Source organism: Rhizobium sp. NPDC090279, from assembly GCF_044769665.1.
Taxonomy (GTDB): domain Bacteria; phylum Pseudomonadota; class Alphaproteobacteria; order Rhizobiales; family Rhizobiaceae; genus Rhizobium.
The window spans coordinates 232,493-245,251 of record NZ_JBIVYI010000006.1; the positions used below are offsets into that span (position 1 = coordinate 232,493).

A 12,759-nucleotide genomic window follows, 5' to 3' on the forward strand; every position below is an offset into this window, starting at 1 on the left:
ACCTTCTTGAAGAAATCAGCCACGCCCATGCGAGGCGCGGGAACGACGGGCGAGCGAGTCGACGATGACGGCAATGGCAAGAACTGCGCCTGTTATCATGTAGCGAAGCGCCGACGACAGATCGAGCATGGTGAGGCCACTGGCGATCGACTGGATGACGATGATGCCGAGCAGGGCGGAATAGGCGCTGCCGCGGCCGCCGAAGAGGCTGGTGCCGCCGATGACGGCCGCGGCGATCGCATTGAGATTGACATCGCCCGTGCCCGCCTGCTGGCTGGCCGAAGCCAGACGCGCGGCCGCAAGCACGCCGCCGAGAGCCGCAAACATCGCGCAGAGAACGAAGGCACTGGTATAGATGCGCCGCACATTGATGCCGGCACGACGCGCGGCCTCGCGATTGCCGCCGACGGCGGACATCGACCGCCCCCACTGCGTGCGCGTCAACGCATAGTTCATGACGATCGCCAGCACGACGAACAGGGCAAACATCCAGGGAATGCCGCGGTCCTGGTTGAGATAGAAGGCCACGAATTCCAAAGCGACCGTGATGATGGCAGCCTTTGCCAGCAGCCCGCCGACGGATGGGGCCGACAGGTTTGCCTGCTTGCGCCGCCGCACGGCACTGAGGCCGGCAACAAGCATGACCGCACCCGGAATGAGCGCGAAGACATAGGCGAGCGGGCGGGGAATGACCAGGAGCTGGCCGAAATTCACGATCGCCGAGCCATAGGGCAGATTGATCGAGCCCGTCGCGCCAAGCAGATAGAGCTGCATGCCGAGCACTGCAAGCAGGCCCGCCAACGTCGCAACGAAGCTCGGCATGCCCAGCCGGTTGAACAGCACGGCATAGATGGCGCCGATGACGCCACCGACGATAAGCGCCGCAAGGATCGCCAGGGCCACCGGCCAGCCTTCGTTGACCCAGAGCATGCCGACCATGGCTGAGGCGAAGCCGCTGATCGAACCCACGGAAAGATCGATCTCGCCGACCATCAGCACGCAGACGATGCCGAGCGAGATGATGCCGACGGTCGAGGCATCGAACAGAAGGTTGGCGAGATTGCTGCTGGACAGGAAGATCGGGTTGAGCGTGCCGAACACCGTCCAGATGATGACGAGGCCGACGACGACGGGCAGCGAGCCGAGATCGCCGGAGCGCACCTTGTCGATCGACGAACGGATCGTTGCCGCAAGCCCGGTGTCATTGTTGACGCGGACGTCGCTGCGGTCTAGCAGCAGGGTGGATTGCTTGCTGTCCTGGCTCATGGCTGGCCCCCTTCTCTGAGTTCCTGTTGGGCCTGGCGCCGCCCGGCACGTCGCGACACGGCGTTTTCCGTGGCGCCGGTGATGGCGCTGACGAGTTCCTGATTTGACGTGTCGGGATAAAAGATCCCGTTGTTGCGGCCGAGGCGCAGCACGACGATGCGATCGGCAACGGCACGCACGTCCTCCATGTTGTGGCTGATCATGATGACGCCGAGCCCCTTGTCGCGGACGCGCTCGATGAGGTTCAACACCTCGGCGGTCTGCGCCACACCAAGCGCGGCGGTCGGCTCGTCGAGCATGATGAGCTTCGGCTCGAGCAGCAGCGAGCGGGCGATCGCCACCGTCTGCCGCTGGCCGCCCGAAAGCGAGGCGATCGGGATGCGAACGCTCGGGATGCGCGCTGCAAGCTCATTGAGCAGCGTCCAGGCGCGGACCTCCATCGCGGTTTCGTCGAGCTTCATCGGGCTCAATTCCCGGCCGAGAAAGATATTCGCGACGACATCGAGGTTTTCGCAAAGCGCCAGATCCTGAAAGACCGTAGCAATGCCGAGATCGAGCGCGGTTGAGGGGTCGCTGAGCGTCACCGGCTTGCCGCGGAACGTGATCGTGCCTGAACTCGGCTGGTGGACGCCGGCCAGAACCTTAACGAGCGTCGATTTGCCCGCGCCGTTGTCACCGACAAGGGCGACGACTTCGCCGGCGTGCACATCGAGGTTGATATCCGTCAGTGCCGAGACGGCGCCGAAGTGCTTGGAGATCCCTTTGAGGCTGAGCACAGGCTCGCCCGATGGGGTTCTTTGATCGGAAGCGTCACTCATGACTCGCCACCTTCTCGGGTTGGAATGCTATCGGATGCGTTTGGCTTCCGGCCGCCGAAGCGGCCGGAAACTGGGAGGAGCAGATCTTAGCTGCCAATACCGAGCTTCTTGCAACCATCGGCATAACGGTCGATGCAGAGCTGGTCCGGCGTCTGGATCGGCTTGCCGTTGACGGTCTTGTCGATGATCTCGGCCTTCAGGTTCTCGGACGTAACCAAGGCCGGCGTGAAGAGCTTGGTCGGCGTGTCGAAGAGCTTCGTATCAGCCTTCGGCGTCTCGCCGGAGAGCAACTCGATCGCGACATTGGCGGCGGCGGCAGCAACGATCTCGCTCGGCTTGGAGATCGTATTGTACTGGTCACCGGAAATGATGAGCTGTAGACCGGCGATCGTCGCGTCATTACCGGTCACCGGCGGCACCGGATCAAAGCCGGCGGCCTTGAAGGCGGCGACAGCTGCGCCACCCGTCCCGTCATTTGCGGCGACGACGCCGAGGATCTTCTTGCCGAAGCGGGTGATCTGGCCGCTTGCCCATTGCTGCGCCTTCGGCGGCGCCCATTCCGGCGTGTCGAATTCCGCCAGCACCGGATAACCGCCCTCGGCGAGACCGGCATGGATGCCCTTCTTGATTAAGCCGGCAGCCGCGTCGGTCGGCGATCCGTTGATCTCGAGAAGGCCGCCGTCACCTGCCTTCACACCCTTTGCCTTCAGGTGGTCGACCAGCGATTTCGCGATCATCTTGCCGATCTCCTCATTGTTGAAGGAGACATAGTAATCGGCGGCGGCTGACGGGATCGGGCGGTCATAGGCGATGACCTTCACGCCCTGGCTCTGCGCCAGCTTCACCAACGAAGCGGCAGCGGTGGAATCGACCGGGTCGAGCACGATGGCCTTCGCGCCCTGCGAGATCGCCGAGTTGAACTGCTGCTGCTGGCGCGAGGCATCGCCATTGGCGTTCTGGTAGATGACCTTGCAGCCGGCGCAGAGTTTCTTCATCTCCGCCTGGAAGCCGGGGAAATCGTGCTCTTCGTAGCGCGTAGAGCTCTGGTCGGGCATCAGGAAGGCGACGGTCGCATCCGTCACCTTGGCAGACTGAGCAAAGGCGGAAGTGCCGGCCAGAAGACCGACCGCGAGCGCCGCAGCGCCGGCAATTTTCAGTGCGAAATGGTTCATTGGAATTTCTCCGTTCCAAATGGTAATAGTTTCCCTCGATCATCGCGGCTGTCCGCACGCGATGCTCTTGTTTGGTGTCCACCGACAACGGTCATTCGGCCGATGTGGCGGTAAATTTCGGACAAGCCTTCTCCTTCGAGCGGCAAAGATGCCTGCCCGTTCGCTTGTCCTGAATTCTGTCTTTCCTCCCTGTCCTCCCTTTTGTTAGGCGGCCTCCACCGCGCGCGCGTGCTGTGCTAGGAGCGATCTGAACCGGGAGGGCGCCATGCCCTTCTGATCCAGAAAACGCCGATTGAAATTCGAGATATTGTTGAAGCCTGCCGCAAAGCAGATGTCGGTGATCGTCATCTCAGCCTTGCTCATCAATAGATGGCAGGCGAAGTTGATGCGCAGCCGGTTGACATATTGCACCAACGCCATGCCGGTATGGCGGCGGAAGCTGCGGGAGAAAGCGCTCGGGCTCTGGCCGCTCAATTCGGCAAGGTCGCATTCGCTGAATGGCTCCGTCAGATGCGCGTTGATATAGGCCAGCGCCTGGTTGACGCCCGCCGACATGAAACCCGAGGGGTCCGGCTGATAGCCGGCACTGGCAAGCGTGCGCGTGCCTTGCGCATTGCTCATGGCATCCAGAATGTTCATGAAGAGCTCGATGCGGCGGATACCGGTCGCGTCAACCAGCTCGCCGAGGATCGGGCCGACGATCGCGGCCGTCTGAGGTGTAAAGAGCGCGCCACGGCGGCTCGTCTCAAGAATGCCGCCGCAAGCCAACAGTTCCGGGAAGACCTTGCTCGCATCGGCAAAGAAGGATTCGGAAAATTGCAGGACGCGGCAGCGCAGCGGCAGGGTGACGCCGACGGGCACGTCGCTCACCCAATTGTGCGGCAGGTTCGGCCCCGTCAGCACCAGATTGCCCGGTTCGAACTCGCCGATGAAGTCACCGATGAAATATTGGCCCGTCGTTGCGACGACATGGTGGATTTCATATTCGGGATGGAAATGCCAGCGAACCGTGCGGTAGGGGTAGCCGTGCTCCCAGGCCTTGAAGGATTCTCCGCTGCCGATCGCGACCACTTCCAAATCGGGATTCATCGGCAAGCCTCCTTTCGTCCGTCCGCGTTGCTACGGTTCCGGCGCCTCCTCCCAGAGGCCATCGCGTCTTCCATCTCATAAATCTACCGCGTGCGGCTGCCTGCCGCTACTACGCCATGTACGCCCGGCCGATACTTTTTTGACATGGAGGCTGGCTTCTTTGGTCAAATGTGCAGTGCGGCATGGGCACTGCATCGCCAAAGCAGCCTCATCGGACCCGAAGTGGGATCAATTGATGTCGTCGCGAATACAGGCCTTGAATTGTCCGGGCGCAACCTCGCGCAGTTGCGGCACCGCCGCGGCGCAGGCATCGAGCGCTAGGGGACAGCGCGTGCGGAAGACGCAGCCGCTCGGCGGATTTGCCACGCTTGGAATATCGCCTTTCAGGATTTGCCGATCGCGTCTGCGATCCGGGTCCGGCGACGGGATGGCGGAGAGCAGAGCGCGCGTATAGGGGTGTGACGGTCTGGCGTATAGATCGGCACTCGTGGCAATCTCCATGATCCGGCCGAGATAGAGGACGATGACGCGGTCGCAGAGATATTCGACGACGGCAAGATCATGCGAGATGAACAGCATGGTAAGCGACAGCCGTTGCTGAAGGCCGCGCAACAGATTGATGACCTGCGCCTGAATGGAGACATCCAGTGCCGAGACAGGTTCGTCGGCAACGAGAAATTCCGGCCCGAGCGCCAGCGCCCGCGCAATCCCGATCCGCTGACGCTGACCGCCGGAAAATTCATGGGCATAGCGATTGATGGCCTCTGCCGGCAGATCCACCTGTTCGAGCGCCGCGCGCGCCCGATCCAGCCGATCGAGATGGTTGCCGATGCGCTGGATCTTCAAACCCTCCGTCAGGATCTCGCCGACGGTCATGCGCGGCGAGAGGCTGGCGAATGGGTCCTGAAAGACATACTGCATGCGCGGCCGCATGCGCCTGAGATCGCCGGCGCCGAGCTTGGTCACTTCCGTGCCGTCGAAGCGCACGCTGCCCGCAGAAGGCTCGACCAGCCGCAGGATCGACCTGCCGATCGTCGTCTTGCCGCTGCCGGATTCGCCGACAAGCCCCACCACTTCCCCCTTCCCGATATCGAAGGAGATATCGCGAAGGATGGCAAGCTTCGCACCGCGCGAAACATAGTCCTTGGCAAGATCGCGGATAGAGACAAGCGCTTCGGTCATCTAGATCTCCCGCCAGCGGATACAGCGGCTCGCATGGCTCGCCTCGACACTCTCGAGCGACGGCACCGCCTCGCTGCAAGCCTGGATCGCATGCGCGCAACGCGGTGCGAACGCGCATCCCGAAGGCATTCGCGTCAGTCCCGGCACGACGCCGGGGATGGCATAGAGCTGCTCGCCGGCCTGTCGCATCCGCGTTGCCTCGCCAAGTCGCGGCATGGAGGCCAGCAGGCCGCGTGTATAGGGATGCTTCGGATTGCGGAATACCGCTTCCGTCGACCCCTCCTCGACGATCCGACCCGCGTACATGACGGCAACCCGATGCGCGATCTCGGCCACCACGCCGAGATTATGCGTGACGAACAGGATCGCCATGCTGCGCTCGCGCTGCAGCCGTTGCATGAGATCGAGGATCTGCGCCTGTATCGTGACGTCAAGTGCAGTCGTCGGCTCGTCGGCGATCAAAAGCACCGGATCGCAGGCAAGCGCCATGGCGATGGTCGCGCGCTGGCGCATGCCGCCTGACAATTCATGCGGATATTGCCTGACGCGGCGTTTGGCATCCGGAATTCCGACGCTATCCAGCAACGCGACCGCCGCGCGCATCGCGGTGGCGCGGTCCGCCCCACGGTGAATGCGGATCGGCTCGGCGATCTGGTCGCCGATGGTCAGCACCGGATTGAGGCTCGACATCGGCTCCTGAAACACCATGCCGATATCGCCGCCGCGGATCTCGCGCATCTGCCGGTCATCCAGCGTGACGAGATCACTGACGGCGCCCTGCCGGTCCCGCAGCCTGATGCTGCCGGCGGCGATGGCGCCGACATTACGCGTCAGAAGCCTCATGACGGAAAGGCTCGTCACCGACTTGCCCGAACCGGACTCCCCCACCAGCGCCAGCGTCTCGCCGGCATCGATGGTCAGGTCGATATCGCGTACGGCGGTCAACTCGCCACCGCGGGTGCGGAAGACTGTTCTGAGCCCCCGGATATCGAGAACGGGTTGGGCAGCCGGCGTCATCATGCTCAGAGCAGCCCTGCTTTCTTCAGGATCGCATCGATCTTGGCCGTTTCTTCGGTGTTCAGCGCGGCGCGCGGGCGGGGCATGACAGCGGTGTCGATGATGCCGAGGCTCTTCATCGCAGCCTTGAAGGCGCCGATGCCGGCCGCGCCGCCGCTGACACGTCCCTGCGCGATCCAGACGATCTCGAACAGGCGGCAAAGCCTTTCCTGCTCGCGTCGGGCCGTGGCCCAGTCGCCGCGTTGTGCCGCATCCCACAGGCGGACATAGCCATGCGGATCGACATTGGCGATGCCAGGCACGACGCCATGCGCGCCCATCTGGAGCGCATTGTCGACGACGATCTCGGAGCCGGTCATCAGGAAGATATCCTTGTGATCGGCAAGATCGAGCAGCGCGTAGCGGAAATTGCCATCGTCGCCGCTTGAATCCTTCAACCCGATGATGGTCCCCTCCTTTGCGAGGGTGACCACGGTTTGGCGCTGGAGTTTTACATTCACGCAGACGGGAATGTCATAGGCAACCAGCGGCACATCGACGGCATCGCGAATATAGCGGAAATGGTCCGTTATTTCGGGCTGGCTGGTCACCGTGTAGAAGGGAGCGGTGACGACAACGGCATCGGCGCCGGCCGCCTTGGCGATTTTCGAATGAGCGATCACGCGGTCAGTCGTGGGGTCGATGACCCCGACCAGCAGCGGCACCCGACCATTCACGACCTTGGCGGAATGTTCGATGATCTCCCGCCGCGTCTTTTCGTCGTGAAAGACCACTTCGCTGGTGGAGCCAAGCACGAAGACGCCGTGGCAACCGCCATCGATCAGATGCTCCAGCACGCGGGTATAGGATTGGTAATCGACGGTGAAATCGTCGTTCAGCGGCGTTACGACGGGGGGCACCACGCCCTTGAATTTGCTCATTGTCACTTTCTTTCTTCGGTTCAATGAAGTTCGGCGCGCGGATCGAAGGCATCCCTCAGCCCGTCACCGATGAAATTGATGGCAAGGACGGCAAGAACCAGCGCAGCGCCGGGAAACAGCCATTGCCAGGGATATTGTTCGAGAACGGCGGTGGAGCGGGCCGTATTCAGCATGTTGCCCCAGCTTGCGGCGGGTGGTGCGATGCCAAGCCCGAGGAAGGAAAGCCCGGCCTCCAAAAGGATCGCGTTCGCCACCTGCGTCGTGGCATAAACCACCAGGATATCGACGCAGTTCGGCATGCCGTGGCGCAGCAGGAGGTGCGGCAGCCCTGCTCCCATGCCGCGTGCCGCCGTCACGAAATCGCGCTCCCGCAGTTCCAGCAGCCTGGAACGCACCATGCGGGCAAGCAGTGGCCAGGACAGAAGCGATATGACAAGAATTGTCGGGAGAATGCCGGTCCCAGTGATCGAGGCCAGCACCAGAAGGAAGATCACTGGCGGCAGTGTCATGACTAGATCGACGAAGCGCATGCTGAGCGCATCCGCCCAACGCCCGGCAAAGGACGAAACGAAGCCGAACAGGAAGCCGATAGCGGCTGAAATGACGGTAGACCCCGCCGCGACCATCAGCGATATGCGGCCGCCTTCGAGCACTCTGGCAAAGACATCGCGCCCGACGCCGTCCGTTCCGAACCAATGAGTTGCATTGGGTGCGGCATTCATTGCCAGAAGATCGATATCGTTGGGCTGGAACCGCCACCACAGCGGATAGGTGGCGATCAGCAGCAGCATGGGTACGGCGATCCCAACGCCGAAGAGGGCTGCCCCGTTCAGCCTGAAGCGGTCGAATGCCCGGACGAGCGGGCCGTGGCTTGGTCGTTCGGTTCGCGCCAGCATCTCTCAACCCACCTTGATGCGCGGATCGATCATCGCATAGGCGATATCGGTCAGCAGGTTGACGACGATGACGCAGGCGCCGATCACGAGCGTCGCCCCCATGATGACGGGATAGTCGCGTGACGTGACCGCGTCGACCAGCAGCAGGCCCATGCCCGGCCAGTTGAAGACGCTTTCGACGAAGATCGCGCCGCCGATCGCAAGCCCGATGGTCGAGCCGATGACCGTCACCACAGGCAGCAGCGCGTTGCGCAGGGCGTGCTTGACGATCACCCAGAACTCGAACACCCCCTTGGCGCGCGCCGTGCGCACATAGTCCTGATTGAGGACTTCCAGCAGCGACGCCCGCATATAGCGCATGATGAGCGCAGCCTGGGCGATCGCCAGAAGCGAAGCCGGCAGGATGAGATGCCGGAGCAGGTCGCCAACGGAAAAGTCCTCACCCGGCGTCAGCATACCACCTGAAGGCAGCCAGCCGAGGCGCACGGCAAAGATATAAAGGCCAAGCAGCGCGCTCAGGAACGCCGGGCTCGATATGCCGGCCAACGCCAGCACGGAGAGCGAGACGTCGGTCACCGAATTGCGTCTCACGGCACCGACGACGCCTGCGGCAATGCCGGCGACGATGGCCATGATGAGGGCCGAGCCCATCAGCAGCACGGTCGGGCCGATGCGCGACAGCACAAGCGTCAAGACCGGCTGATCCGCTCGCTTGACGGAATAGCCGAGATTGCCTTGCAGGGCCTGTGTGAGCCAGCCGATATATTGCAGCGGCAGCGGCCGATCCAGGCCGAGGCGCTCTCGCAAATCGGCCATGGCGGCGGCAGACAGGGGCGTGCTCGGATCGATATAGGCATCGATCGGATCGCCCGGCGTCAGCCGCAACAGCACGAACACCAGCATACTCAAGGCCAGGAGCATGCCGATGCCGATCACAAGACGCTTGAGACCATAGTGAAGCATATCGAACCTGGGTTTCGAGGAATGTATCAGCCACTGCTGCGGCTGGCCCAAAACTAGTTTGAAAGCTTCCACGCTTCCGGATGTGCGATGTAGGGCCCGCCGCCGGGAGCCGGCGTCCAGACGAAATCCCTCACCTTGGACGAAACGACGCCGTAGCGGTTCGCCACCCACATGGTCGCCCAGGGCAGGTCCGTGTTCATGACCTTACAGACATCCTGATAGCGCTGATCGCGCTTGCCGGCATCCGTCTCGGCAATGGCAGCATCGAGCGCGCTTGTCAGATCGGGCATGCGCGCCCGCACCACATTGGCGCCCGCCGGCGGGATCTGCTTTTCGTTGAGGCCCGTATTGATATTGCTTGGATCGGGTCCGTTCTGCAGGCCGGCATAGACGAGCTGGAACTGCGATGCGTCCGCCTTGGGGTTGAGCACGATGCCGTTGTAAGTCGGCGCATCGACAGCGCGCGGCACGACATTGATGCCGACCTGCGCCAGCATTGCCTGAACGGCCGCCAGCACATTCGTCGCAAGCGGCGTATTGTAGTAAGTCAGCAGGGTGATCGGCTTATCGCCATTGATCTTGTCCCAGCCGGCGTCATCGAGCAGCTGCTTGGCCTTGGCCGGGTCATAAGGATAGGCTTCGATGCCGCCCGGAACGAGCTGACTTGCCACATAGGCGCAATTGGCCGGCTTTGCCGCGCCGCCATACAGGCTCTTGATGATCGCATCGCGATTGATGGCGTGCATCACGGCCTGACGGACGCGAAGATCTTTCCATAGCGGCGAATCCTGGTTGAAGCCCAGATAATTGACGACAAAGGAATCGCCCTCGATGACCTCGAAGGACTTGTCGTCCTTGAAGGTCGGCACATCATTGGAATCGACATAGGTGAACTGGATTTCGCCTGCCCGCAACGCCGAGATCGCCGCCGCCGGATTGGCGAAATAGCGATTGATCAGCCGATCCAGCACCGGCTTGCCGCCGCGATAGTCAGCATTGGCGGTAAGCTCAACATATTGATCCTGCTGATATTTGACGAACTTGAACGGCCCTGTCCCGACCGGCTGCGTCGACCACCAGCTGCTCTTCGCGAGCTGATCGACCGGCACGGCGGCGAGCGCATGCTCGGGCAGGACCATGATCTTGGCCAGGGTATCGAGCAGGCTTGCCGACGGCGCGGAAAGCTTGATGACGAGCGTATGATCGTCAGGCGTCTCCACCGATGACAGGAGTTTAAACCGGGCGGCGAAGACCGAGCCGGTCTTGGAATTGGCCGCAAGATCGATGGTGAACTTGGCATCCTTGGCCGTAAATGCCTTGCCGTCATGCCACTTGGCGTCGGTAAGCTTGAACGTGTAAGTCAGTTGATCCGGGCTTACTTCATAGGAGGAAGCAAGCACGCCGACGATCTTCTGCAGCTTTGCGTCATAGCTGACGAGCGGCTCGAAATAGGTGCTGAGCCAGGTGAGGCCGGCCGTTGCCGCCAAGGGGTTGAAATTACCCTGAAAGCCACCGGGACCGACATCGAAGCCGCCCGTCATGGTTGCAGCGGCCGCTGGCGCGGCCAAACCGCTCATATCAGGCATCGCCGCGGCCGACAGCAACGCGCCCAACGCGATTGCCGGCAGATGAAACGCTTTCCTCATGAAGATCCTCCTCCCGTGTTTGCGATCGCTATTTTTTCTTGTTGTTGGCGATCACCTGCAAAATTCCCTCGTAGTGGCGGTCGAGGCGCATGCGCACCTCCTTGAGATTTTTGGATTCCAGCGCGTCGACGATGGCCTCGTGGTCACGCCAGGTGGCCATGGGATCGACATCGTCCAAATCAAAGAAACGCGAGGCCTTGTAGAAGGCGAGCCAGAACACATCGATCAGGCGCACGAAAGTCTCGTTGCCCTGGCAACGAAACAGCAGCCGGTGAAAGAGCTGATCGTCTTCGGCAAAGGGTTCGCCACGCTCGGCATGAGCGCGCATGCGGTCCGTGGTAGCGCGCAGTTCGGCCAGATCCTCCGGCCCGATCATCTCAAGCGTCTTGCCGATCAGGCCGACTTCGAGCGTGCGGCGGATCTCCAGCACCTCCTCCATGTGCCGCAGCGCATCGCCAAGCCCGTAGGCGAGATTGTCAAGCAGCGGCGCAAAGGAGAATGCCTTGACGAAGATGCCGATGCCGCGGCGCGTCTCGAGTACACCTAGAGATTCCAGCGCCTTGATGCCTTCGCGCAGGGAATTGCGGCTGACGCCCAATTGCGTCGCGAGCTCGCCTTCGGCCGGCAGCATCGTGCCTGCCTCAAGTCCGTTGTCGGCGATATAGCTGCGCAAGCTTTCCTGCACCGAGACATGCAGCAGCGGCGCGCGCGTCAATGGCTGAATCACTTTACCGACCATGAAACGGGCTCCCCCCAAGAGATCGATAATGATCCTATGAACTTGTAGGATATCCGTCAAGAGGATAAGAGAAGGAACGATCTATGGCTGGCTTGAACACCACCACCCGATCGAACGAAAGTGAACAATGTTGCCATAAGACAGCCAGGCGCGCCGCCTAAAGTGAGAGCCGACAAGACAGACGAAAGCTTCTGCGCAATCATCCACCTCGCCGCAGCCGTCATCAATTCAAGATGAATTCCCCAGACCTTAGCCTGAGGCGTCAAGGGTGCATTCGGCGGGCGTTTACGGTCCGCTGGTTCCGCTATTTCTTCTTCCCCTGATCGTGGTGCCACTTGATGGCGAAGAACATTCCCGTACCCAACACGAGAACCTTGAACGCAATGAAGACTACAGGGAACCAATCCATCATTTTGAATATTTCCAGGCTGTTACTTGGCACTATCTGTCGTGAGGAACACGGCCTCAAAACTGCTGCTTCAGCAGCTTCATTTTTTGTTCAAACCATCATCGAATCCAACTTCGATCACAACGTTCCCATCCACGCGGCATAAGTGGCGCTATCATCCATCTCGCCGCAGCCGTCATCAACTCAAGATGAACCCCCACAGACCTTAGTTCGCTGCATGCGACGTATCGGTCTCCGGCAAACGGACGAGCTTGCCTTCCTCGGCCTTGTAGAAATACTGGCTCGCCACCAGCCACCCCTTTAGCGGTCGCAAGGGTGGAATGCAGGTCGCCAGCATAAATGGACCGGTCACCAGGAACTGAACCCAGACCGGCGCCGAGAAGGCAACCTCCAGCCAGACGCCAAGAAGCACGCTCGGAATGCAGGCAAAGCAAATGACGAAAAACGCAGGCCCGTCTGCCGGATCTGCAAAGGAATAGTCCAGACCGCACGCCTCGCATTGCTTGCGAAGCGTCAAGAATCCATCAAACAAACGCCCCTGCCCGCAACGCGGGCAACGGCAACGAAGGCCGGTCTGCAACGGGCTCAGCGGCGGATAGTCTGTATCCATGGTGACATCACTCCTGAATCAATCTTGCGAAG

General features: G+C 61.5%; 12 protein-coding genes. All 12 read right to left on the minus strand.

Going from position 1 to position 12,759, the window contains the following annotated elements; all coding sequences use genetic code 11:
- Positions 1-15: 15 nt before the first annotated feature.
- Positions 16-1,266: a sugar ABC transporter permease gene (locus ACIQWP_RS16825; RefSeq protein WP_402789184.1), complete on the minus strand. Its 1,251-nt coding sequence runs from the start codon at positions 1,264-1,266 to the stop codon at positions 16-18.
- The gene (locus ACIQWP_RS16830) at positions 1,263-2,084 is read right to left on the minus strand and encodes an ATP-binding cassette domain-containing protein (protein ID WP_402789187.1); all 822 of its coding nucleotides are present in this window, start codon (positions 2,082-2,084) and stop codon (positions 1,263-1,265) included. The genes ACIQWP_RS16825 and ACIQWP_RS16830 overlap by 4 nt, the downstream gene beginning before the upstream one ends.
- An 86-nt stretch (positions 2,085-2,170) precedes the next feature.
- The gene (locus ACIQWP_RS16835) at positions 2,171-3,256 is read right to left on the minus strand and encodes a sugar ABC transporter substrate-binding protein (protein WP_402789190.1); all 1,086 of its coding nucleotides are present in this window, start codon (positions 3,254-3,256) and stop codon (positions 2,171-2,173) included.
- Positions 3,257-3,460: 204 nt separating this feature from the next.
- A complete protein-coding gene (locus tag ACIQWP_RS16840) occupies positions 3,461-4,345 on the minus strand; it encodes a helix-turn-helix domain-containing protein (protein ID WP_402789192.1) in 885 nt (294 codons plus the stop codon).
- Positions 4,346-4,573: 228 nt separating this feature from the next.
- Complete coding sequence (locus tag ACIQWP_RS16845; protein ID WP_402789194.1) at positions 4,574-5,527, minus strand: ABC transporter ATP-binding protein; 954 nt, start codon at positions 5,525-5,527, stop codon at positions 4,574-4,576.
- Positions 5,528-6,544 (minus strand): ABC transporter ATP-binding protein, encoded by a 1,017-nt coding sequence (locus ACIQWP_RS16850; RefSeq protein WP_402789886.1) that lies wholly within the window; start codon positions 6,542-6,544, stop codon positions 5,528-5,530.
- A 5-nt stretch (positions 6,545-6,549) separates the two neighbouring features.
- Positions 6,550-7,464 carry a dihydrodipicolinate synthase family protein gene (locus ACIQWP_RS16855; protein WP_402789196.1) on the minus strand — a complete coding sequence of 305 codons (915 nt, stop codon included), beginning with the start codon at positions 7,462-7,464 and terminating at the stop codon, positions 6,550-6,552.
- A 20-nt stretch (positions 7,465-7,484) separates the two neighbouring features.
- Positions 7,485-8,360 (minus strand): ABC transporter permease, encoded by an 876-nt coding sequence (locus ACIQWP_RS16860; RefSeq protein ID WP_402789197.1) that lies wholly within the window; start codon positions 8,358-8,360, stop codon positions 7,485-7,487.
- 3 nt (positions 8,361-8,363) lie between these two features.
- Positions 8,364-9,323 carry an ABC transporter permease gene (locus ACIQWP_RS16865; protein ID WP_402789199.1) on the minus strand — a complete coding sequence of 320 codons (960 nt, stop codon included), beginning with the start codon at positions 9,321-9,323 and terminating at the stop codon, positions 8,364-8,366.
- A 53-nt stretch (positions 9,324-9,376) separates the two neighbouring features.
- Positions 9,377-10,969: an ABC transporter substrate-binding protein gene (locus tag ACIQWP_RS16870; protein WP_402789201.1), complete on the minus strand. Its 1,593-nt coding sequence runs from the start codon at positions 10,967-10,969 to the stop codon at positions 9,377-9,379.
- Between the two features lie 28 nt (positions 10,970-10,997).
- On the minus strand, positions 10,998-11,708 hold the full coding sequence (locus ACIQWP_RS16875) for a FadR/GntR family transcriptional regulator (RefSeq protein WP_402789203.1): 711 nt from the start codon (positions 11,706-11,708) through the stop codon (positions 10,998-11,000).
- 614 nt (positions 11,709-12,322) lie between these two features.
- Positions 12,323-12,727, minus strand: a complete 405-nt coding sequence (locus ACIQWP_RS16880) for a DUF983 domain-containing protein (RefSeq protein WP_402789206.1) — start codon at positions 12,725-12,727, stop codon at positions 12,323-12,325.
- Positions 12,728-12,759 lie beyond the last annotated feature (32 nt).